This window comes from Rhodococcus sp. MPR-R1B, assembly GCF_058793255.1.
The window spans coordinates 1-20,799 of the sequence record NZ_JBXAFO010000002.1 but is presented as its reverse complement, the minus strand read 5'-3'; the positions used below and the strand labels follow the sequence as shown (position 1 = coordinate 20,799).

The 20,799-nt window shown below is 60.7% G+C and carries 22 protein-coding genes and 1 pseudogene; 12 read left to right on the top strand and 11 right to left on the bottom strand.

The features are described from left to right. Nucleotides 1-11 precede the first annotated feature (11 nt). The 3 genes from AC1Q61_RS02760 to AC1Q61_RS02750 all read left to right on the top strand — a co-directional run bounded on the left by AC1Q61_RS02760 (nucleotide 12) and on the right by AC1Q61_RS02750 (nucleotide 2,465). Nucleotides 12-584, top strand: coding sequence for a flavin reductase family protein (locus tag AC1Q61_RS02760; protein WP_215516067.1), 573 nt, complete (start codon nucleotides 12-14; stop codon nucleotides 582-584). Next, nucleotides 577-1,203: a superoxide dismutase gene (locus tag AC1Q61_RS02755; protein ID WP_030535220.1), complete on the top strand. Its 627-nt coding sequence runs from the start codon at nucleotides 577-579 to the stop codon at nucleotides 1,201-1,203. Before AC1Q61_RS02760 ends, AC1Q61_RS02755 begins: the two co-directional genes overlap by 8 nt. Nucleotides 1,204-1,373: 170 nt before the next feature. Further along, nucleotides 1,374-2,465, top strand: a complete 1,092-nt coding sequence (locus AC1Q61_RS02750) for an alpha/beta fold hydrolase (protein ID WP_042922316.1) — start codon at nucleotides 1,374-1,376, stop codon at nucleotides 2,463-2,465. Nucleotide 2,466: 1 nt separating this feature from the next. Here the strand turns inward: AC1Q61_RS02750 and AC1Q61_RS02745 are convergent, their stop codons facing one another. Then, nucleotides 2,467-3,735 carry a vWA domain-containing protein gene (locus AC1Q61_RS02745; protein WP_042922318.1) on the bottom strand — a complete coding sequence of 423 codons (1,269 nt, stop codon included), beginning with the start codon at nucleotides 3,733-3,735 and terminating at the stop codon, nucleotides 2,467-2,469. 173 nt (nucleotides 3,736-3,908) lie between these two features. Between AC1Q61_RS02745 and AC1Q61_RS02740 the strand changes: the two genes are divergently transcribed. Further along, nucleotides 3,909-4,871: a sensor domain-containing diguanylate cyclase gene (locus AC1Q61_RS02740; protein WP_215516068.1), complete on the top strand. Its 963-nt coding sequence runs from the start codon at nucleotides 3,909-3,911 to the stop codon at nucleotides 4,869-4,871. Nucleotides 4,872-4,959: 88 nt separating this feature from the next. Here AC1Q61_RS02740 and AC1Q61_RS02735 read toward each other — a convergent pair whose 3' ends face one another. Then, complete coding sequence (locus AC1Q61_RS02735) at nucleotides 4,960-6,264, bottom strand: HNH endonuclease signature motif containing protein (RefSeq protein WP_042922320.1); 1,305 nt, start codon at nucleotides 6,262-6,264, stop codon at nucleotides 4,960-4,962. A 158-nt stretch (nucleotides 6,265-6,422) separates the two neighbouring features. Between AC1Q61_RS02735 and AC1Q61_RS02730 the strand changes: the two genes are divergently transcribed. The 4 genes from AC1Q61_RS02730 to AC1Q61_RS02715 all read left to right on the top strand — a co-directional run bounded on the left by AC1Q61_RS02730 (nucleotide 6,423) and on the right by AC1Q61_RS02715 (nucleotide 9,083). Then, the gene (locus AC1Q61_RS02730) at nucleotides 6,423-6,926 is read left to right on the top strand and encodes a MarR family winged helix-turn-helix transcriptional regulator (protein ID WP_007731489.1); all 504 of its coding nucleotides are present in this window, start codon (nucleotides 6,423-6,425) and stop codon (nucleotides 6,924-6,926) included. An 11-nt stretch (nucleotides 6,927-6,937) separates the two neighbouring features. Next, the gene (locus AC1Q61_RS02725; RefSeq protein WP_058226200.1) at nucleotides 6,938-7,996 is read left to right on the top strand and encodes an LLM class flavin-dependent oxidoreductase; all 1,059 of its coding nucleotides are present in this window, start codon (nucleotides 6,938-6,940) and stop codon (nucleotides 7,994-7,996) included. An 8-nt stretch (nucleotides 7,997-8,004) separates the two neighbouring features. Then, the gene (gene msuE, locus AC1Q61_RS02720; protein ID WP_007731485.1) at nucleotides 8,005-8,571 is read left to right on the top strand and encodes an FMN reductase; all 567 of its coding nucleotides are present in this window, start codon (nucleotides 8,005-8,007) and stop codon (nucleotides 8,569-8,571) included. A gap of 179 nt (nucleotides 8,572-8,750) precedes the next feature. Further along, the gene (locus tag AC1Q61_RS02715) at nucleotides 8,751-9,083 is read left to right on the top strand and encodes a CD225/dispanin family protein (protein WP_007731480.1); all 333 of its coding nucleotides are present in this window, start codon (nucleotides 8,751-8,753) and stop codon (nucleotides 9,081-9,083) included. 33 nt (nucleotides 9,084-9,116) lie between these two features. On the opposite strand, the gene AC1Q61_RS02710 is transcribed toward AC1Q61_RS02715, so the two are convergent. Then, nucleotides 9,117-10,271, bottom strand: coding sequence for an alpha/beta hydrolase (locus AC1Q61_RS02710; protein WP_042922323.1), 1,155 nt, complete (start codon nucleotides 10,269-10,271; stop codon nucleotides 9,117-9,119). Between the two features lie 38 nt (nucleotides 10,272-10,309). On the opposite strand from AC1Q61_RS02710, the gene AC1Q61_RS02705 reads away from it, so the two are divergent. Together AC1Q61_RS02705 and AC1Q61_RS02700 are read left to right on the top strand one after the other, a co-directional pair. Then, a complete protein-coding gene (locus AC1Q61_RS02705; protein ID WP_042452701.1) occupies nucleotides 10,310-10,768 on the top strand; it encodes a DUF5990 family protein in 459 nt (152 codons plus the stop codon). Between the two features lie 76 nt (nucleotides 10,769-10,844). Next, entirely contained in the window at nucleotides 10,845-12,326 is a 1,482-nt protein-coding gene (locus AC1Q61_RS02700; protein WP_215516069.1) for a flavin-containing monooxygenase, read from the top strand. A gap of 522 nt (nucleotides 12,327-12,848) precedes the next feature. On the opposite strand, the gene AC1Q61_RS02695 is transcribed toward AC1Q61_RS02700, so the two are convergent. Next, a complete protein-coding gene (locus AC1Q61_RS02695; RefSeq protein ID WP_042922327.1) occupies nucleotides 12,849-13,619 on the bottom strand; it encodes an ABC transporter permease in 771 nt (256 codons plus the stop codon). Nucleotides 13,620-13,669: 50 nt separating this feature from the next. Continuing rightward, complete coding sequence (locus AC1Q61_RS02690; protein WP_020908979.1) at nucleotides 13,670-14,107, bottom strand: GtrA family protein; 438 nt, start codon at nucleotides 14,105-14,107, stop codon at nucleotides 13,670-13,672. A gap of 141 nt (nucleotides 14,108-14,248) precedes the next feature. Between AC1Q61_RS02690 and AC1Q61_RS02685 the strand changes: the two genes are divergently transcribed. Then, entirely contained in the window at nucleotides 14,249-14,956 is a 708-nt protein-coding gene (locus AC1Q61_RS02685; protein ID WP_007731468.1) for a TetR/AcrR family transcriptional regulator, read from the top strand. Nucleotides 14,957-15,005: 49 nt separating this feature from the next. Here the strand turns inward: AC1Q61_RS02685 and AC1Q61_RS02680 are convergent, their stop codons facing one another. Continuing rightward, nucleotides 15,006-16,502, bottom strand: a complete 1,497-nt coding sequence (locus AC1Q61_RS02680) for an MFS transporter (protein WP_003940566.1) — start codon at nucleotides 16,500-16,502, stop codon at nucleotides 15,006-15,008. A 99-nt stretch (nucleotides 16,503-16,601) separates the two neighbouring features. On the opposite strand from AC1Q61_RS02680, the gene AC1Q61_RS02675 reads away from it, so the two are divergent. Then, on the top strand, nucleotides 16,602-17,261 hold the full coding sequence (locus AC1Q61_RS02675) for a TetR/AcrR family transcriptional regulator (protein WP_080712681.1): 660 nt from the start codon (nucleotides 16,602-16,604) through the stop codon (nucleotides 17,259-17,261). Nucleotides 17,262-17,270: 9 nt separating this feature from the next. Here AC1Q61_RS02675 and AC1Q61_RS02670 read toward each other — a convergent pair whose 3' ends face one another. The 5 genes and pseudogenes from AC1Q61_RS02670 to AC1Q61_RS02650 form a co-directional block, all read right to left on the bottom strand. After that, nucleotides 17,271-17,474, bottom strand: a complete 204-nt coding sequence (locus AC1Q61_RS02670; RefSeq protein ID WP_003939828.1) for a PspC domain-containing protein — start codon at nucleotides 17,472-17,474, stop codon at nucleotides 17,271-17,273. A 190-nt stretch (nucleotides 17,475-17,664) separates the two neighbouring features. After that, complete coding sequence (locus AC1Q61_RS02665) at nucleotides 17,665-18,513, bottom strand: alpha/beta fold hydrolase (RefSeq protein WP_020970664.1); 849 nt, start codon at nucleotides 18,511-18,513, stop codon at nucleotides 17,665-17,667. Nucleotides 18,514-19,056: 543 nt separating this feature from the next. Next, nucleotides 19,057-20,019, bottom strand: a complete 963-nt coding sequence (locus AC1Q61_RS02660) for a DUF389 domain-containing protein (RefSeq protein WP_007731461.1) — start codon at nucleotides 20,017-20,019, stop codon at nucleotides 19,057-19,059. Nucleotides 20,020-20,196: 177 nt separating this feature from the next. After that, a pseudogene (locus AC1Q61_RS02655) lies at nucleotides 20,197-20,541 on the bottom strand (transposase); the annotation flags it as partial. A gap of 23 nt (nucleotides 20,542-20,564) precedes the next feature. Continuing rightward, a partial coding sequence (locus AC1Q61_RS02650) for a hypothetical protein (RefSeq protein ID WP_492650961.1) occupies nucleotides 20,565-20,799 on the bottom strand: 235 nt, incomplete at its 5' end.

Genomic DNA, 20,799 nt, shown 5'->3' with positions numbered 1-20,799 from the left:
AGGGGCGAGGAGTGACCACAAAACTGGTTGGCACCCAATCTGTTTCGGACGACTCTGTTGATGCGGAGCCGTCCATCCGAAACTCCTTCGTCGAGGCGTTCCGGAACCATCCCGCCGGCGTCTCGATCATCACCGCAACGGGCGATGACGGCCCGGCCGGCATCACGTCATCGTCGGTGATCTCGATCAGCGCCGATCCTGAAGTTCTGGCGTTTTCACTGCAGTCGTTGCGAGGCTCTGCGAGCGTCATCGCTTCCGCCCGCAGTTTTGTTGTTCACCTGGCAAATTCGGCGAACGAACGACTGGCTTCCACGTTCGCAACCCGCGGCGCTGTGCGCTTCGGAGACGATATGCCCTGGTCGTTTCTCTCGACGGGTGAACCGTTCCTACATGGGACAGGCCACGCCCTGCGTGCGGTTCCCTTGAATGCCACTACATGTGGCGCCGCAGTGATCGTCACTGCACGCGTCGTCGACGTCATCGATCCGCAGCACATGTCAGCGCCGCTCGTCTATCACAATCGAACCTATCGAAATCTCTCGACTCACAACATTTCCTCAAAGGAAGGCATGTCACATGACTGAATACGTTCTCCCCGAACTGGATTACGACTACGCCGCTCTCGAACCGCACATCTCCGGCGAGATCATGGAACTGCACCACAGCAAGCACCACGCCACGTACGTGGCGGGCGCCAACAGCGCAATCGAGCAGTTGGCTGCTGCGCGCGAAGACGGCACGATCACCGCGAAGGCGCCGCTGCTCAGCAAGAACCTCGCCTTCCACCTCGGCGGCCACACCAATCACTCCATCTTCTGGAAGAACCTCTCCCCCAACGGCGGTGAGCGGCCAGAGGGCGAGTTGGCAGCCGCAATCGACGAGCACTTCGGCACCTTCGACGCATTCGTCAACCACTTCTCCGCTGTAGCAACCACTTTGCAGGGGTCCGGCTGGGCGGTACTGGCCTACGACACGGTCGGGCAGCGCCTGGTCATCGAGCAGCTCACCGACCAGCAAGGCAACATCAGCATCGGTATCGTTCCGTTGCTCATGCTCGACATGTGGGAGCACGCTTTCTACCTGCAGTACAAGAACGTCAAGGCCGACTACGTGAAGGCCTACTGGAACGTCATCAACTGGGAAGACGTTGCACAGCGATACGCGACGGCCACAGCGGCGACGGGCTTGATCGTCCCCGCCTGATCGTCCCCACCCGATCACTGCCATATCACCCCGATCAGCCCAGCTCGGCACGGTGGCTCCGTTGCCGAGCTGGGTTTTTACACCCCCGAGATCGATGTATGTGAAGGCAGGTAACATACACCGAGCGCGGCTGACTCGGCCGTCCGCCGATTCGACTCCGAGGGGAACCAGTGCTCGATATCAGTGGTTTGATCGCGACGTGGCGTCCGACGCTGGACACCGCAGCACGCAATGCATGGGGACTCTCGTTCGGCGACGGTGTCGAGAAGACCGAACGCACCCCGTCCGTACTGATCAGCGAAGGTCCACACCGCGATCTGTATCGCTTCGGCGCATTGTGGAGGCCAAGAGGTAATCCGGTTCTCCTCGTACCGCCCCTCGCGGTTTCAGCCGACTGTTACGACCTTCGTGCGGGCCAAAGCCTCGCCGCGCACCTACTGGATGGGGCGAACACGCCCTACCTCCTCGACTACGGGACCATGCGGTACTCCGACCGCGGGATGGGTTTCGAGGCCTGGGTCGACGACATCATCCCGGAAGCGATCCGTACGATCTCGGACCTACATGACGGCGCACCGGTTTCGCTGATCGGGTGGAGCCTCGGCGGGACCATGTCTCTGCTCACGGGCTCCGCTCACTCCGACCTGCCGATCGCATCGATCACGGCAATCGGAACGCCAATCGATTACACGAAGATTCCCGCTATCAGCCCCTTGAGGCTGATCGGCAAATACACGGGCGACACCCCACTCACGTCCGCGACCAATCTTGTCGGCGGACTACCTGCTCCACTCGTTCAGGCGAGTTACAAGGTGACGGCGTTGCAGCGCGAAGTTCTCAAGCCATGGTTCATCATGCGCAACCTCCACAACACCGAGACACTGGCTCGCATGGAATCGATAGACAAGTTCATGGCAGCCATGCCTGGATACCCTGGCAAGGCTTTTCAGCAGATCTGCGAACAACTCATGCTCGGCAACAATCTCTACAACGACGCCGTCACGCTTGCCGGACGCGAGATCAAACTGTCAGCTCTGAGCGTTCCCGTTCTCGCGGTCGGCGGCACCACTGACGTGATTGCACCCATCGCTTCGGTGGAAGCGATCACGTCGGTCCTCACCGGCGCGCCGTCGGTCCGGTTCGAGAAGGCGCCGGGAAGTCACCTCGGGCTCGTTGCCGGCCCCACCGCGAGAGACTCCACCTGGGCGCACATCGACGAATTCTTGAAAGAGAATGCACCGCAGTTGGTTTCGACCAGCTAAATCACGGCGTTGTGATGCCCGCGGCTACAGCTGCCTTGTGCCAATCCGGGAATTCACTCAGCAAACGGGTGTACAACTGGGCGTCGTCGACGGTGTCGATGTCGTCCAGCGCGAAGAATCCGGCATTGTCGACCACCCTGCCGTCGAGGTCGTCGAGCTTCTCCAGCACTCCGTAGTTGGCCTTGCCGATTCCGACGAACTGCCAAAAGGCCGGGAGCCCAGACGCTTCGCGCATCAATTTCGTGATTTCCTTGCGCTCGCTGAAGCCACCGTCGGTGAAGAACAGGACGAGCGTCGGCGCCGAACCACGTGTCAGGCCGGAAAGAATCTCAGTCATGATCGGCACTTCACGATTTGCGGCGCCGATCTTGTCGTAGTTGAATCCGCCGTGCGAGCCGCGCAAGTGCAGGTAGGTATCCGACCACTCTTCCGCGTCATGGACAGAGATCTCGGGGAGTTTGACGAAGCTGACTGCATACAAGTACGGCTCCAGCTTGCCGTCGTCATCGAGTTGGATCGCAACGGGAATCATGCGTTCGACAACACGATGCACCACTCTGGTGCGGTACTGCTTGGCCATACTTCCGGTTTTGTCGATCACCAGGACCACCCGTGCCCGAATTCCGTTGCCACCCTTCGTCAGCAGGACCTTGGCCACTTCGCGCTTTCGGAGGTCCAGCTTCTCCCGCTTCACCATGGAGAGTTTGGCTTCGTCGGGCACGCTCCGAATGCCGTCTGTCGTTTCAGCAGAGCCGGCGGGTCGAGCCTGCGGTTCCTCGTCGACCGACACTCCGAATGCTGTTACCAGGTCCGCCAATCCGCTGTCCCAGCCAGCTGACACGTTTCGCAGCTTCCAGCCCGCGCCGCGGCGATAGATCTCGACGAGAACCGCTGCCCTCTCACTCGTCAACCCCAAAGCCTGAGCCACGATGGCGGTGGAACCAACCTGCTCCACCACGACACCAAGGCCCCCGACAGCAGACAGGGTTCCGTTTGCCGCCGCATCAAGTGCCACGGCAACACTCAGCTGATGGATGTCAGCGGGCAACCTCGCAATGTCGATTTCGATGACGCCGCCGGACTCCAAGCGCACCGCGCCTTCGGGTGAGACCGGCTGATTGAAGAAGACAAAATCTGCGTCGTCCCGTACTTTGTTCCGTTCGTCGAGCTGGAACACCATCAGGTCTACCGTGCCCGGGGCGCTACCGTTCACCGCCACCTTCAGCGAAGTTCCCTCAACGACTGTGTTCGCTCCACGCGCCAGCTCCATACCGGAAGATTAGCTGGCCACCAAAGAATCAACGGCCCCGCGGTCGGAAGAATCACAGCACACTTTCAGCAATCGCGAGGATTCTCGAGGCAGACTGTTCGTGGAAGATTTGTCGCACGCGGGACCAAGAGCCTGAACATCGACAGAATCCTAGGGTCGATCAGGAGGTCAAAATGCCGCACGGCCAGACGCGCACCATCCCGATGTTGCCACTCTTGCCACCTCTGACGAATTTCGACGACGCAAGTCGCTCGGTCGTGTCCTACCTCGACGAATATCTTCCGCTGGCACTGTGGTCGATCACGCGGTTCGACGGGTCCAATCAAATCTTTCTCACCGTCTCACCCAACCCACTTCACATCGAAGTCGGCGAGACCCGGGCTTGGCCAAACACCATGTGCAGCGAGGTGGTACTCGGAAATGCGCCGCCAGTCTCATCGAATCGCGCGCTCGTGCGCGCACTGTCCCGTGATGGCAGGTGGGAAGGCATTGGCGCATACGTCAGCATCCCAATCCTCCACAACGACGGCAGTCTCTTCGGCACTCTGTGTGGCGCCGACCCGAGTGCGGGCGACTCCGCACTCGAGGACAACCTAGCCCTCCTCAATCTCCTGTGCCGACTTCTCGGAACCATTCTCGATGTCGACTATCAGCGCGCGCAGTCAGTCCGACTGGCCGAAACTGCGCAACTCGATGCCGAGACCGACCCGTTGACAGGTCTTCTCAATCGGCGCGGGTGGAATCGCATCCTCGAGGCCGAGCAAACTCGGTACCGCCAATTAGCCGATCCGGGAGCTATCATCATCGTCGATCTGGACGGCATGAAGACCATCAACGACGAACTCGGCCACGCCGCGGGCGACGAATACGTTCAAAGGGCCGGCAAGATCTTGGCAGCGTGCGCGCACCCTGGTGCGGTGGTTTCACGGTTGGGCGGAGACGAGTTCGGAATCGCTCTGCCCGATACACAGCCGCGCGCCGTCGACTACCTGCTCGAGTGTTTGGAGAAGGCGTTCCGGAATGCCGACGTCTGTTGTTCGATCGGTCGAGCCGACTTTTCCATGACCCAAAGCCTTTCCGAGACTTGGGATACGGCCGATGCGGAGATGTACCGCCACAAGCGTTCGAAGCGCTGATTAGCCTCCCGCACGGCCTGTTGGCACCGCATCGAGGTCTCCTTCGATGCGGCGCTGGGCCGTGTTCTGTTGTGCCTGAGGTTCGTTCTCAGGTTTTGAAGGTGGTGTTCGCCGGTCGCGGGTGCTGCTGCGGGTCGATCGAGGGCGGCGGAATGAACCACGGTTTGTTGTCGACACCGATCCGAATCGCCCATTTCCCGACGAACCCGGATTTGCGGTGCATCAACCGATGATGTGAACGGCACAGCAGGACCAGGTTGTTCATCACCGTCGGGCCACCGTTGGCCCAGTGCTTAATGTGGTGCGCATCGGTCCAGGCGGGTACGCACGTGCAGCCGGGGAAGGCGCAGCCCTTGTCCCGGGCGATCAACGCCACTCGCTGTTCGGCGGTGACCAATCGTTTTCCTGGTTGCGCATCCAAGGGCGCGCCGTGATCGTCGAGCAGAACCGTGGACAGGAAACAATCACACCCGAGAAGCCTGGTCTGCGACACGGACAGCGGTCCGAGCCAGGGCATGTGCCCGACATCAAGATCCGACACAGCCATTCCGTCATCAGCAGTGGAGGGTGTTGCGGCGCAGTCCCGATGCTCCGCCAGATCCCGAGCATTGATGTGCACATTCACGTGCGGACGCTGACCACCATCGGTTCCGGTCTTGGCGCAATCGAGATACCGGCGGATCAGTTCCGTGAACCCGTCCGCCGTCCGTTTCGCCGCCGACCGAGAATCCGGCGTCCCATCCGGTGCCGGGGTAGGCATCGTCAGATTCGACAACGCCGACAACAACATTTCACCGGTGAGGGCATCGAAATCCCCACGCACCACCACCCGACCGTTCAGTGTCGACGCGATCCGCAGCTCATTCCGGTCGACATCCTCGGCGGGCGGAATCTCATCCGATTCGAACAACCTCTCCAACGTCGCGATCACGTTCCGCACTTTCGTCGTCGTCGCTTCCACCCCCGACGCAGCAGCCAACAGTAGGTCGATACAGCGAGGGAGCGCTTCCTCCGGCATGCCTTTCGGTGGTGATTCACAGAACGCCACGATCAACACGGCATGATCGAACGAACAGTCCCCATCATCGAAGCCTGCCGCCACCGCCGGAAACGGCCGCAAAGCTGCACCCAACGCGGCGATCTTCTTCCCGTCCCGAACCTGCAGCATCGTGTTCGCCGCCAACCACGCACCCACCCCGCGGCTCGCAATCACCTGATCATCCGGCCGCAACGACAACTCGTCCACCACAGCCACTCGAACGGCTTCCAGGCGCAGAATCTCCGCACTCGCCTCGACAGCAGCAGCACGCAACTCAGCAGCAGTCAACCGCCACAGGCGTCCACGTAACCCCACCGCAGAACCAGACACCACATCCGACAACAAGACACTCATTGAATCCCCCGATCCCCTCCCCAAACAATACTCGAACATGCGTTCGAGTCAATACCTCGCTACCAGCGCAAATAAGAGCAGGGAATAGTTCGACGGTCGCACGCGTATTATTTGAGTAAGCAATACTTGCGGTCGCAAATAAATGGAGGGCGTCACCGATGACAACTGATGAACACGTACGTGGTCGTGTGTGGCGCGACCTCGTCGTCTCCCACAGCGTCATCCTCGGCAAGATGGAGGCGGACCTTCGAACCACCACCGGACTCACCCTTGGCCAGTACGACGTTCTGCTCCGACTGCACGAAGCTCCGGGAAACACGATCCGAATGGGCGATCTGGCCGAACTGGTCCTGGTCACCACCAGTGGCGTGACGCGCGTCGTCGATCGATTGGTCGAGGCCGGATTAGTGGAGCGTGTTAGACCGGACAACGATCGACGCGTCGTGACGGTATCGATGACGCCTGCGGGCAAGAAGACGCTTCGAAAAGCGTCCGCCATACACACGCGAGGGATCGCCGAATACTTCTCCGATCTCATTGAAACCGAGGAGCTTCCGGTACTCGAACGCTTCTTCTCCCGACTTGCCACACATCACACGAATCAAGGCGGCGCATGCGATGCGCACGTAGAACAACTCTCCATCACCCCCACGAACAGATAGCGAGAAACAACATGGCTTTCGAATTGGGCGTCTACCATTTCGGTGAACTGACCCCAGATCCCACTACCGGCGCGATGATGAATCCCGGTGTCCACCTTCGTCATTTGGTGGAGCAGGCAACCGTTGCCGATCAGGTTGGACTCGATGTCTTCGGCGTCGGCGAGCACCATCGCACCGACTTCGCAGTCTCAGCCCCTGCAGTTGTGCTCGCGGCAATGACTCAGGCTACCGACAACATCAAGCTGTCCAGCGCCGTAACCGTACTCAGTTCCGATGATCCCGTACGTGTGTTCCAACAGTTCGCGACAGTCGACCTGCTTTCCGAAGGCCGTGCCGAGATCATTGCCGGCCGAGGTTCGTACACGGAGTCATTTCCGCTCTTCGGGTACGACTTGTCCCAGTACAACGAACTCTTCGCCGAAAAGCTTGATCTACTACTGAAACTGCGCGACGAGAACCCGATCAACTGGGAAGGACAACTTCGCCCACCACTGATCGACGGTGACGTGACGCCCCGCCCGGACCGTCAGATTCCGGTGTGGATCGCAGTCGGAGGTACTCCGGCCTCTGTCGTCCGTGCCGCGAAACTGGGCCTGCCCCTCTCACTGGCCATCATCGGTGGAAGTTACCAACAGTTCGAACCGTTCGTCGATCTATACCGCAGGGCTGCAGCGGAGTTCGGACACGATCCGAAGAAACTGGCTGTCTCGATTGCTTCGCCAGGATTTGTCGATACCTCGAAGCAAACAGCACTCGACACGTCGTACCCGTACTTCCAGGCCGGGTGGATGCAGAATCATCATCAGCGCGGAAACGGAGTTCCCATGCCGCGCAGGGCATATGAAGCGCAGGCAACCACCGCGGGTGCGTTCTTCCTCGGCGGCCCGCAGGAAATCATCGACAAGACGATGGCGCAGTACGAACTGTTCCATCATGACCGCATCATGATCCAGATGGGGTTCGGCAACGTGCCACAGAAGGACATGCTGCGTGCGATCGAGATCCTCGGCACCGAAGTAGCCCCCGTTGTGCGTAAGGAAATCGAATCGCTGAAGTCGTCCCAAGAATAGGAGTTTCGATGAGCACACCGCTCAAAATTGTTGCCGTTGTCGGCAACCTCCAAAAACCCTCCAAGACTCGTGCCCTCGTCGACCTGATCGTCGAAACCTTGGGAGACTTCGAGCAGATCGACACACGAGTTTTCGAGATCGTGGATCTGATTCCAGGTCTTGCATCTGCTCTGGATCGCGATCACGTCGACTCAGTGACCGCCGAAGCGCTGGCAGCAGTCGAGTCCGCCGATATCGTCATCGCGGCGTCACCGGTGTTCCGCGGCTCGTACACGGGAATGTTCAAGCATTTTTTCGATCTCGTCGACCAGTACGCGCTTGCCAACACTCCGGTGATTCTTGCCGCTACAGGTGGTAGCGACCGCCATGCTCTCGTGTTGGATCATGCCCTGCGGCCACTGTTCGCTTTCTTCCAAGCGCTGACCGCTCCGGTCGGAATCTATCTCAGCTCAGGTGATTTCGACGGAACGACCATCCTCAATCCCGAGGTATTCGAACGTATCGAGATGGCAGCAAAGGACGTCCTGCCGGTAGCGAGGATGCTCGCGGAGCGGCATCGAGTTGCGCTGACGTGAACGCCCCTCGTCTGCACAACAATGACCCGGAACCACCACCAGCGGTCACGACTGGCAATGCGGCTGATCCAGCACACTTACGCCGCTGATCCACATCGCATCACCGAACACCGTTTTTCAGTGATTCTTCAGCTCCATCGCAGTAGCGTCGATAGGGCCACCTCATGTCAGGAGCCCCCATGACCACCCCGGATCAACCCACTGTCCAGCAATCCGTTCCTCAGCACCCGATTCGACCACCCGTCAATGCGGGCTGGGCAGTGGTCTCGCTGCTGTTCTTCTGGCCGCTTTCCTTCTCCGCTTTCACGCACGCCTTCAACGTGTATCCGCTGTGGGCTGACGGCGATGTGGCCGGGTCGCGGTATGCGTCCGATCGAGTGAAACGGCTCGGTCAGATCTCGCTGTGGATCGCAGGCGGCCTACTACTCCTGGTCTGCATCCTGTACGCGATTGCGGCAATCGTGTGGTTCGCCAACGGTGGCCACGATTACGGTCCGCGGCGTATGCGCTGAACAGCCACCCTGGACAACCACACCACCAGGACATCACCTCATCAATCGATCGACGAACTCCATGGTCTGGTCCATCGAAGCGACCGTCGTTTGACCGTGGCTGATTCCGGCGAGTTCTTGATACTCGAACTGCGTTCCCCGCGAACGCATGTCGACCAGTTGCGCCCAGGTAAGGGCGACAGGAACCGTTGTGTCCGACACGCTCTGCACCACGCGCAGTGGACGGTCGTAGCCGTCGACCGGCACCTGCATCATCTCGCGGAACAGGTCGTACATGCGCGGCGTCCATACCGACCGAGAAAACAACGAGCTCAACTGGATTCGTTCGGCTCGAATGTGTCGGCCGAGATCTCCGGCGCACAGTGTCCGAGCCTTTTCCATCCACTCGATCCCCTGCGGCGAGAGAACCTCGCGAATGTTCTCTTCGGGTCGTTGATCGTCGATCCCAGCCAGGACGTACAGCGCATATCCCACCAGCCCGGTGATACCGATGTCGGGAAACAGCGGGCCGCCCAACGGAAACAGCCCTTCCATGTGTGTGGGGCCTGCGACGACAACCGAGCCACGGAAATCCAATTCCGGTGCACGAGTGGTGGCATCGTGTCCCGCGAAGTACGCCGCATGACCACCTTCGGACAAACCCGCGACCATCCACCGCGGACTCAGCACATTGCCGTACAACTCGTGCGCGGCCCGCACGATGTCGACGGCATTCGCCCCGGCGGCATGTCCGTCGAGATAGGCCAGCACCCCGTCGGTACCAACTCCCGAGTAGTCGGTAGCGACCACCGCGTACCCCTGCTCCAACCAGCGTTCGATCGGTTCGATCTCGCCCGGACCGAATCCGGTCGACGAGGGTGCACACTGATCCGCACTGCCCAAAGTTCCGTGGGCATAGGAGATGACGGGCCAACCGCCCGCCGGTGGGGCGCCTTCCGGCAGAAACACGGACCCTGACGACTCTCCCCATCTGTCAGCGGTACGCAGAGTTCGATAGACGACCCGCTGCGTCTCACCGGCGCCGACCGGAAACACTGCGGCCGAGAGTTCGCCATAGGACTCCAGCGCGCCCGCGACTTCCGGTTCGTCCGCCGTCGCCACTGCAACACCTGACCCCCACCCGAGACCCGACAACAGAATGCTCGCCACCACGGCCGCAACAGAGGTTCTACCCGAACGACTCACCACGCCAACCCCTCCCGACCTATGCAGAGCATGATGTCGATATGCAGATCATCATCACCGGTCACAGCCTGCCCGGACGTGAGTGTTCCGAAACCGCAACCTTCGAAGAGCGCAGCAACATCCACGTCGGCGTTCAGCGCCGAGGCAAGCCACACGAAATCCTCGACCTCGTACCGGGAGATACCGAGACAGTGCGATGGGAACTGACAGCGAGTCTGGAGCGAAAGTCCGGTGCCTGGGACTTACTCGGTCCATACATCCAGGGTCCACCTCGCGGACGCTTCATCTACCTGTCCTGGGTGACGGTATCCGATGACCAGACGTTCGAGATGTTTCGGCGCGCAAAGCTGATGCTCGACGCGATCCCCGAGCACATCGCCGAGGAGGCCGACGCTTCCGGCATGCTCCACGGAGACCTCGGCCTCACCGACGCCGCAGGCAAACCACTGTGTGCGGCTATCCGACCGCCGACGATCACATGGTCATCCTCGCCTTACTGAGCATCGTTCAGTAGTGTGGAGATCGAACACTTAGCCTGCCCGGTGGCCCCACACGATCGATACGGAGTCCGAACTGATGAGCACCGAACACCTCGATGTCCTGATCGTCGGCGCCGGCTTGTCCGGCATCGGTGCTGCGTATCGACTCCAGACCGAGCTTCCCGGCAAGTCGTACGCAATCCTCGAGGCCCGCGCGAACAGTGGCGGAACCTGGGACCTCTTCAAATACCCTGGCATCCGGTCGGATTCCGACATGTTCACGCTCGGCTACCCGTTTCGGCCGTGGACAGATGCCAAAGCAATCGCCGACGGTGATTCGATCCTCCGGTACGTGCGCGACACCGCGCGAGAGAACGGGATCGACAAGAAGATTCGGTACAACCGGAAGGTGACGGCCGCATCATGGTCGTCAGCTGACTCGACGTGGACGGTCACTGTCACGACCGGTGACGAAGATGAAACCCTGACCTGCAACTTCCTCTATCTGTGCAGTGGTTACTACAGCTACGAAGGCGGATACACCCCCGACTTCCCTGGACGTGAATCATTCAGCGGCGACGTAGTGCACCCGCAGTTCTGGCCCGAGGATCTCGATTACTCCGACAAGAAGATCGTTGTGATCGGAAGCGGCGCCACCGCAGTCACTTTGGTCCCCACGATGTCGCGCGACGCGAGCCATGTCACCATGCTCCAGCGATCACCGACATACATTCTGGCTCTGCCGTCCAGCGACAAGGTATCGGACACCATCCGCGCAGTATTGCCGAATCAACTCGCGCACAGCATCGCTCGATGGAAGAGCATCGTAGTGAACCTGAGTTTCCATCAACTGTGCCGGCGCAGTCCAGCGCGCGCAAAGCGGTTGCTGAACCTCGCGATCAGTCGCCAACTCCCGGAAGAGATCCCACTCGATCCTCACTTCACACCCACCTACGATCCCTGGGATCAACGCTTGTGCGTCGTACCGGACGGCGATTTGTTCAAAGCCCTCCGATCCGGCAAGGCCTCGATCGAGACCGATCGCATCGACACTTTCACCGAGACCGGAATTCGTCTCGCGTCAGGTCGCGAACTCGAAGCTGACATCATCGTCACTGCAACAGGATTGAAGATGGAAGCGTGCGGCGGGATGTCGATCGAAGTGGACGGCGAACCCGTCACCCTCGGTGATCGTTACGTCTACAAGGGCATGATGATCAGCGACGTACCGAACTTCGCGATGTGCGTCGGCTACACCAACGCCTCGTGGACTCTGCGAGCAGATCTCACGTCGATGTACGTCTGCCGACTGCTGACGGAGATGGACAAGCGCGGCTATTCGAAGTGCGTGCCGCACGCGAGCGAAGAGATGGACCAGCGGCCGATCCTGGACCTGGCGTCGGGGTACGTCATGCGTGCTGTGGAACAGTTCCCGAAGCAGGGATCGAAGTCACCGTGGAACATGCGTCAGAACTACATCCTTGATCGTCTTCACTCGACGTTCGGGAGCATCAACGACCACATGACGTTCTCGAAGGCGCCAGCTCGACATTCGACACCGGTACCGAGCAAGAGTTGAGCGGACCACGAACAACCAGGTAGAGCAATCGGGCGAAGCCACCAATCGATCCGACGACAAAGAACACACCCGAACCTGCGACTACTGCACAGAGCGCACCGAGAACGATGATCGCCGACGCCTCTACCATTCGACCGGCGGACTCCGATCCGAGAACGTGTATTTCATCAACTCCTTCGTCCATAAAACTATTTTCAGCCAACCGTCCAGCCGGTTTGTAGGGACTTTAGTCGCGAGTCGGATCAAAATGGACTCATAATTGCAGGTCAAGCGTTCAGTTGGCCATTCCGGCCGGATGATCTCCAGTCCGTTCCGTTGTGATGGTCGGCAACAGAGTGCTGGTCGAATACATGGACGATTCACGAATCGAAACGGTCGTATCAAATCTCCGTGCCTCTCCACCCACTCTTACGCAGGGTGTGGCCCAGCAGCGTGACCACGAGCGAAAACATCGGCAGGGCAATGATCACCCTCGCGGCAAACACCCCGATCTTCCCGGCCGCGTCCTTCGCAGCGACAAGATCAACGAACTCGCGCAGGCCTGACAGCTTGACCTCGAAAGACGAAACCGCGGGCGACGAGTTCCAACGCCACGGCCACCGAGCAGGTTTGTGCCAACAACAACCCTGCCAATACAAGAATTTGCACAGCACCGGCCTGAACGGCCGATCCCGTCGCGAGCAACACACCGACAAAGGCTCCGGGCAATGTCACGAGGCCGACGGTGCGCGTCTGGTCGACTCCAGGCAGCAGAGCATCGGAGGCAGCGGTGCGGGCTACCTCCCACCGCGCATCGCGTTGGGAAAATCCAAGGCTCAGTGCTGCTTCCACTTCCCCGTACCGGTCGTCGACGGCGTCGAGTCCGCGTTTGGCTGCCATCGATGTTGCAGTCATCGCGCCACCCAGAACAATGCCGCCGATCGGCACCAGAGCGACGCCTTGCAGCGGAACCACTCCGGACAGCAGCATCAGTGGCAGAACCACACCGATTCCCGACGCCAACGCGATGGTCAGCCAAACTCCGGACGTCCCCGCGTTCGAGCGTCGTGCCGCGGTGAAAGACGCTGCAACGAACATGCCGACGAGCACGAGGAGCGCCGACCAGATGTGGGCCAAGGCGGCGGCAAGGATCAACGAAATCGCAGCCAACTGAAGAGCGCCACGAGCGAGGGCACCGGGGACCACCCGAACGCTACCGAGATAGGTGAATCGGTAGACGAGCGTGGCGACAAGTGCCACGACGATGCAGAGCACAGCCAGACGGATGCCGGAGTCGGCTATCGAAAGGCTCATGGGTCTCAGTGTTCCCTACGAGCCGAGTCCGATCCGAATTCGAGAACCGCTCAGAACACCCAACCGCGAAGGGCGACGAATCGCAGGCCACCGACAATTCCGCTCACGGCGATCACAAGCCCGGCTTGAAGAAGCCCGTCGGCGCCCGGGAGAAGGAAGCCGAGCGCACTGATGGCGGCAGAACTGGCGATCAACCCGACCAGTGCGAGTCCACCGCCTTCCCACTGCGCGGTGAACCAGTTGACGCGATCCGCGGCATGGAAGGTGAGCCGGCGATGCAGTTCGTTGGCCAGAATGGTGCTCAAGACTGCACCAACTGCGTTGGCGACCAGCGCTCCGTCACCGCGCAGCGCCAGAAAAGCGGCAAAGTACAAGATGTTGCTGGCTCCGCCGACGAGGGCAAAACGAACGAGCTGGGCAAAGGCGCCGTCGCCGGCAAGAGCGCGAAGCCTCGTTGCCGCGAAACCTGCACTCCGCGTACCCACCATCGAGATCGGATTGCTCCCGACCCAGATGTCAGACGTGCTCATATCGGCTTCTCTCATACGGACAATCGGAACCACACGTTCCGCTTAGTAATATAGCACTAACGGAATCGATCATTCCGCTTAGTGCCGTAGACTGTGAGGATGCCGACAACACACCCCGACGCTTCTCATGCGGGGACCTCGGCCGACTGCTCACAGCCGCGCCTTCGGTCCGACGCCAAGGCCAACCTCGAGCGCATCCTCAACTCCGCTCGCGAGGTGTTCGCTGCCCAAGGACTCGACGCCACGCTGGCAGACGTCGCGAAGCACGCCGGCGTCGGCGTCGGCACCGTCTATCGCCGCTTCGCCAGCAAGGACGAACTGATCCAGGCACTGTTCGACACGCGGTGTTCCGAGATCGAAACGATCGCCGCCACCGCCCGAGAGATGCCCGACGCCTGGGAAGGTCTTGTCTACTTTCTCGACGTGATCTCTCTGCGCATGGCAGACAACCGCGGATTCGGCGATCTCCTGATGGACGGACGCTTCACGTCCGACACCTTCGCTCGCGCGCGCGCCGGGATCGCTCGACACACTGCGGTACTTGTCAATCGCGCCAAGGAACAGGGCACCCTGCGCAGCGACTTCGAAGTCAACGACATTCCACTTCTCATGCAGGTCGTCAAGATGGCCCAGAAGTTCGGTGGCGACGAGGCCCCTCAGGCTTACCGCCGCGCACTCGGGTTCATGATCGACGGACTCTGCGCGTCGCGCACCGACCATCGGGAACTGCCCGTGCCGGCGCTGTCCTCCGAGCAACTCGATCACGTCCTTCATCGGTTTCAGGCAACGCCCGGGAAGAACTGCTGAGTCGATTTCGGGGTGGACGCCATTGCGGCGTCGACCCCGAAATTTGCTGTCAGTGGGCGATTACCGGTTCACCTTCCGGCGAATCCGGAAGCAGTCCACTCCGAAGAACCAGTCCGGTCAAGACCGCACCGACCGCGAATATGCCTGCGGCCCAATAGAACGTCGTGGTGTAACTCTCGACGGCGGCCTGCGCCTGAGTCAGCGGATTCATCTCGCGGCCCACCAGGTAGTTGGTGGAAGCCGAGGCGGCAATCGTGCTGAGCAGTGCAGTTCCGATCGAGCCGCCCACCTGCTGCATCGTGTTGACCGTGGCAGATGCGACGCCGGCATCTTCGTGATGCACGCCTGAAGTTGCTCCCTGCATCGACGGGGCGAAAATGCTGCCCATGCCGAGTCCGGTGACGACGAGCCCCGGCAGAATGTGGACTGCATAGGTGCTGTCCACCGAGATCTGGGCCAGCAGAGTCATTCCGATCGCCGCGATGACCATTCCGCTCACGATCAGCACTCGCGGACCGACGCGCGGCAGCAAAACCGCTGTCGAAAGCGTTGCCGCTGTCACGATTCCGAACACCATCGGCATGAATGCGAGGCCGGTCATGATCGGGCTGTACCCGAGGATCAGCTGCATGTAGTACGTCAGGAACAGGAAGACTGCGAACATGCCTGCGCCGGAAAGGAAGATCGCCAGGTACGAGCCAGCCCGGATTCGGTCGAGGACCACCCGCAGCGGAAGAAGTGGGTGCTCGGACTTGGTCTGCCAGTAGATGAACGCCGCCATGAACACGACGCCGGCAACGAGCCACGAGATAGTGGGAGTTGCACTCCACCCGTCCGACTCGGCCTTCGAGAATCCGAAGACGATGCTGAACAAGCTGATCGACACCAGGATCGTTCCGGGGATGTCGAGCTTGGGTCGCGAGTCACTGGTGTGCGGCGCGAGCAACAGGACTGCTCCGACCAGAGCGATCGCCGCGAAGAAGAGATTCACGAAGAGGCACCAGCGCCAGTCGACCCACTCGGTGAGTGCGCCGCCGAGCAGCAGTCCGATGGCGCCACCACCGCCGGCAACGGCACCGAAGATACCGAACGCCTTGGCACGCTCACCTGGATCCGTGAATGTCACGGACAGCAGCGACAGGGCTGCCGGGGCAAGGAGCGCACCGAATACGCCTTGGCCGGCACGAGCGGCAACAAGCATTTCGAAGTTGACGGCTGCGCCACCGATGGCGGAAGCGACTGCGAAGCCGATCAGGCCGACGATGAAAGTTCGCCTGCGCCCGAACAAGTCGCTCAATCGACCGCCGAGTAGCAGCAAACTGCCGAACGCCAATGCGTATGCCGTGATGATCCACTGGCGGTCCGAATCACCGAACTCCAGTGAGCGCTGCGCAGCAGGCAGCGCGATGTTGACGATGGTGGCATCCAAGACCACCATCAGCTGCGCAATTCCCAGAACCGCGAGAACCAGCCACCGCTTTGCGTGGTTGTCCCCTGAAGGCGCTGAGGACTGCTCGAATTCAGTCCGTTCAGCAATGTCTGACATAGTCCCTCGCCCAACCTATGCGGAGATGGCTTCTCCGGTTAGCAAAAACGCTACACGAAAACGGAGAGGCTGTCTCCACTTGGCGGGTAGAGTGGGGACATGAGTACCGCAATGGAGCGCCCCCTTCGCGCCGATGCTGCACGTAATCGGCAGTTGATCATCGACGCCGCACGTGAATTGTTCGCCGAAGAAGGGATCGACGTCACACTCGACGACGTCGCCCGGCGCGCGGGGGTCGGCGTCGGAACGGTCTATCGGCGGTTCGCCAGCAAGGAAGAATTGATCGACGGAGTCTTCCAGCAGAACTTCGCCGACATGGCAGCGGCCGCGGACGCGTCACTTGCCAATCCGGATCCGTGGGACGGACTTGTCACCTTTGCCGAATTCGCCTGCAGCCGTATGTCGGTCAACCGCGGACTCAAAGACGTCCTGAACGGAACCGACGAGGGATGCGAGCAAGTCGCATGCCAACGATCCATCATCGAACCGTCGGTCGAGAGGATCTTCTACCGGGCCCAGGAGGCCGGGATGCTGCGCACCGACGCCGTACCGACGGACCTGTTCGGCCTCATCTTCATGGTGGGCGCAGTCACCGAATTTGCTCAGCCCGTCAACCCGACCGTGTGGCGTCGATACCTCTCGGTAATGCTCGACGGCCTACGCACGGAGGGCTTGCACCGTGACGCACTGCCCCTTCCTCCACTGAGTTCGGAGGAATTGCACGAGGCCAAGCAATGCCTGAAAGACCGCCGCCGTTGAGCGGTTCGGTCAGATCTGCTCACGAGGAATGAAAATCCACATCACGATGTAGATCAGAAACTGCGGGCCGGGCAGCAGGCACGAGAGTACGAACAGCAAGCGGACAGTCGACGACTTCCAACCGAAGTACCGAGCGATTCCGGCGCACACCCCACCGAACATTGCTCCCGAGCGGGCGCGGGTGAGCTTGCGGGTATTCATCGGGGAGGTCATGTGTTGTTTCCTTTCAACGGAACTCGCGGTTCATCCGCGTCGACCTCCACTATCCGCTGCCGATCCACCTGTGCGCATCAGGCCATGGACCCATCTTTTCCGACGCGGTATGTCCTCAGGTACGAGTCTGTCCCCGCGTCGGACTCAGGGTTCTCCCCCACACCCCGGCCTCGGACCTCAGCCTCGCACCTCAGCAGGGAAACATGCGTCGAAGCCGTTTCGGAGCCGCAAAAGGTTGCCAGTTGTCGACGTCCTGTGCCAGACGATCGGCAACGGTCCACAACGCCGACGGGTTGTGGGTCAACCCCATGTGACTGCCTTGCACCGCAATGCTTTCCGACAGGCCTGCCGAGGTTTCACAGCACGCTTGCCATGGAACGATACCGTCGTGCCTGGAGTAGACCGACGTGGCGGGAACAGAAATAGGCGATCCCTGTTCGGATTCGATGCCGTCTACCGGAGGCAGTATCGCGTGATTGCCGGACAAACGAGCGTAGAGAGATCCGACTCTCGTCTGCTCCAGACTGGTGAGACCGAAAGGACTTCCGAGTGTCACTACCTGACGCACCGAATCCGGCAGGTCCCTCGCCAGCTTTCGAGCGTAGATACCGCCCAGACTCCAGCCGATCACCGACACCTTCTGCTCGTATCGATCTGCTACCTCGGCCAATGCGGCAGGCAGTCCGTCGACCACCGTCGCCGTCGGACCGGTGTTCAGACCCAGATTCCAACCGTGAACCCGGTATCCGAGAAAGCTCAAGTATGTCCTCAAGGCGAGAGTCGAAACGTCCGAAGTCAGCAATCCGGGGAGAACGAGGACCGGATGCCCGTCCCCACGCGGCGATCGAAGCAACCAAGGAGCCGCGAGAAGCAGTGAAGCGATGTCGACCAGTCCGCGCGTCGGCTCGCTCAGACACATCGCCAAGGATGGTGGCCCCGGAACGAGTGGGTCGACTTCACGAATCAGCGTCGATCGCTGCGCCCAATCGAATTCGGTCTCCGCGAAATCGATCGCCGAGACTTCCGCAACTACGGACACCTGAACTCCTGTCGGCCGGTGCCCTCGTCGGGGCGTGTGGTTGGGCGGTTCCGCGAGCTGTGTGCTCAACCCGCGGAACCTTGTCCTCATCCACCACCGGTAGCGAACCAGGACCCGTTCTGCCCACAGATCCGTGACCAAAGGCCTCTCGACCACACGAACGCTGTGTGATCCAGAACACTAGTTTTGGTTACGTTGCATCTACGTTGCGTAGATGTTTCGTCGCTACCAAGGAGAATCTCGACAGGTCTTGTCAAGCACTGCGGCAGGCCGTTTCCTCCGGCAGAGCCGTCGGCGCTGCAGGTCCGAAGGGTCTGAGTGAAGTCACGCTGCCAATCGGTTGCGGCTCGATTGATCCCCTTTTCCAGTCGCTGCAACCAGCCTGGAAGCCACGATCGGTACAGACAGCGGTACCCAGATCCGACAGTTCGCATGCCGGATCTGTTTGTCGCGGCGTTTGTCGGCGCAGACATTCCCACCGATCCGCAAGACAGCTGTCAGCCTGAAGCCTCGAAAGTCCAGTTCCGGCAGTGGGTCAGGCGCCTACGGCGATGTGCCAGGCCTGGCGTCCCGGCGCGTGACTGATTTCCATTGGCGACCGGATCGGGGCAACGAGAACAGCAGCAGCACAACTACTCCAGCGAGCACGATACCGATCAGATTGACACCGAGCTGAGCCAGCGAACTCAGCACGACATTCCACTTACCTGCGAAGACCGCAACGACCGCCAATCCCGCAGCTGGCACCGTCGTCACCGAGATGAACACCCCCACCAGGACCGTAGAGGTAGAGGTGACCGTTGCCAGCATGCCAGCCGCTCCCGCCAGCAGTGCTACCACCAGTGAGAACGGCCCCACCTCGTAGATGAAGTCGAATGCGCGGGCGTTCTCGACATCGCCGATTCCGACCCAGCCCAGACGAATCCACAGCATGGTAGCCAGGCCGGTGAGGGCCATCGCGGCCGGAAACGAGATCGCGAGGGTACGAATCGAATTTCGCACGAGATCTTTGTCTCGACGTACCAGACCCACTGAAAGCGCTGCCAGCGGCCGGAACTCCGGCCCCACCACCATTGCACCGACCAGGGTCAGCGGCGACGCCGTGGCAACACCGACTGCCGAGAGCAAAAACGCGATCACCAGGAAGGCCAGGAACGCCGGAGTCAGTCGGGCACCTTCGCGCACCTGACCGAGCAACTGCTCCCACACCACTGTCTCGTCGGGTCTTCTCGGGGCCGCAGTGTCCGCCCGTTCTGCGGAGAAGGACAGCATGGTTCCCGCCGGCTCGAACGAAATACCGCCAGCCCTCACCAGGTCCAGAGCAGTCAACGCGGCAAGCACGTCGTTCGCGCATGCGCGGGCTACATCGGCCTCGATCACATCTCCCGGCGGATCGACAGCGGCTCTGAGTGCGAGTGTCACATGAGTAGCCCCAGGTTCGGCGGCCAACATGTTCAGCACATCTCCGGTCCGCTCACTCGGCGAGATGACACGCAGATGCAGCACAGTATTGTCTCCTTCAGCCGGCGGTGGCCTCGGGTGCAGGCAGCATCGACGGCCGGTCCATCACCGGAAACCATAGCGGGCTCGGACATGTCTCAACACCGTGGATTCTCAGCGCTACGAGCCACACTCCCCCCCGGCGCACATACATCTACCGCACTGCGTCAGTCGCTAGGGCGCTCACGCAGCCTCGGCGGTAGTCGGTCCAAGTTGATAGATCGCGTTATCGCGGAGGAGCGCCCACCACACGTTCAGTCTCCGCCTCCCAACGCAAGAACCGCCTGCGTATGACACTGCCCCTCGGCCCGTTTGCGGGTACAAAAAGCCTACGACTGAGCGTTGTGCCGGATACTGTGCTGCGCGGACAGATAGAAGGCCCGCAACAGCCTGCGGTCGTACCTGCGCGGCCGGCGCAGATTTCCACTGACTCGGCCCGAATCTCGCGGCACAGGCGCTAGACCCTGAGATGCCGGCCAATCTGTCTGCGCTTCCGAACGCAGACACGTCACCACCCGTGGCGGCGACATCTGCCCAGCCACCCGCACCAACTACCCGTTTGCGGCCTCGACCGCGGCGTCGTCAATCCGAGAGGCGTTGTATGCCTTCTTGTTCCGGAACCACACTTCCGACTTCGTCCGGCCGAATTTTCGAAGTCCGTCAGGCGATTGATAGGTCGAGTCGTCGAGAACACCGGGCGGCCGTTCTCTGTCGACGACGGGTGAAAACTGAACGGATGTCGTCGGACGAAAATTAACCACCTTGCGTGAGTGTTGTGGGGTGATT

Excerpts from the sequence above, each read along its gene's own strand:
- AC1Q61_RS02755 (WP_030535220.1), top strand. The coding sequence starts at position 577 with ATGACTGAATACGTTCTCCCCGAACTGGATTACGACTACGCCGCTCTC.
- AC1Q61_RS02745 (WP_042922318.1), bottom strand. The coding sequence starts at position 3,735 with ATGGAGCTGGCGCGTGGAGCGAACACAGTCGTTGAGGGAACTTCGCTG.
- AC1Q61_RS02740 (WP_215516068.1), top strand. The coding sequence starts at position 3,909 with ATGCCGCACGGCCAGACGCGCACCATCCCGATGTTGCCACTCTTGCCA.
- AC1Q61_RS02735 (WP_042922320.1), bottom strand. The coding sequence starts at position 6,264 with ATGAGTGTCTTGTTGTCGGATGTGGTGTCTGGTTCTGCGGTGGGGTTA.
- AC1Q61_RS02730 (WP_007731489.1), top strand. The coding sequence starts at position 6,423 with ATGACAACTGATGAACACGTACGTGGTCGTGTGTGGCGCGACCTCGTC.
- AC1Q61_RS02725 (WP_058226200.1), top strand. The coding sequence starts at position 6,938 with ATGGCTTTCGAATTGGGCGTCTACCATTTCGGTGAACTGACCCCAGAT.
- msuE (WP_007731485.1), top strand. The coding sequence starts at position 8,005 with ATGAGCACACCGCTCAAAATTGTTGCCGTTGTCGGCAACCTCCAAAAA.
- AC1Q61_RS02715 (WP_007731480.1), top strand. The coding sequence starts at position 8,751 with ATGACCACCCCGGATCAACCCACTGTCCAGCAATCCGTTCCTCAGCAC.
- AC1Q61_RS02705 (WP_042452701.1), top strand. The coding sequence starts at position 10,310 with ATGCAGATCATCATCACCGGTCACAGCCTGCCCGGACGTGAGTGTTCC.
- AC1Q61_RS02700 (WP_215516069.1), top strand. The coding sequence starts at position 10,845 with ATGAGCACCGAACACCTCGATGTCCTGATCGTCGGCGCCGGCTTGTCC.
- AC1Q61_RS02695 (WP_042922327.1), bottom strand. The coding sequence starts at position 13,619 with ATGAGCCTTTCGATAGCCGACTCCGGCATCCGTCTGGCTGTGCTCTGC.
- AC1Q61_RS02690 (WP_020908979.1), bottom strand. The coding sequence starts at position 14,107 with ATGGTGGGTACGCGGAGTGCAGGTTTCGCGGCAACGAGGCTTCGCGCT.
- AC1Q61_RS02685 (WP_007731468.1), top strand. The coding sequence starts at position 14,249 with ATGCCGACAACACACCCCGACGCTTCTCATGCGGGGACCTCGGCCGAC.
- AC1Q61_RS02680 (WP_003940566.1), bottom strand. The coding sequence starts at position 16,502 with ATGTCAGACATTGCTGAACGGACTGAATTCGAGCAGTCCTCAGCGCCT.
- AC1Q61_RS02675 (WP_080712681.1), top strand. The coding sequence starts at position 16,602 with ATGAGTACCGCAATGGAGCGCCCCCTTCGCGCCGATGCTGCACGTAAT.
- AC1Q61_RS02670 (WP_003939828.1), bottom strand. The coding sequence starts at position 17,474 with ATGACCTCCCCGATGAATACCCGCAAGCTCACCCGCGCCCGCTCGGGA.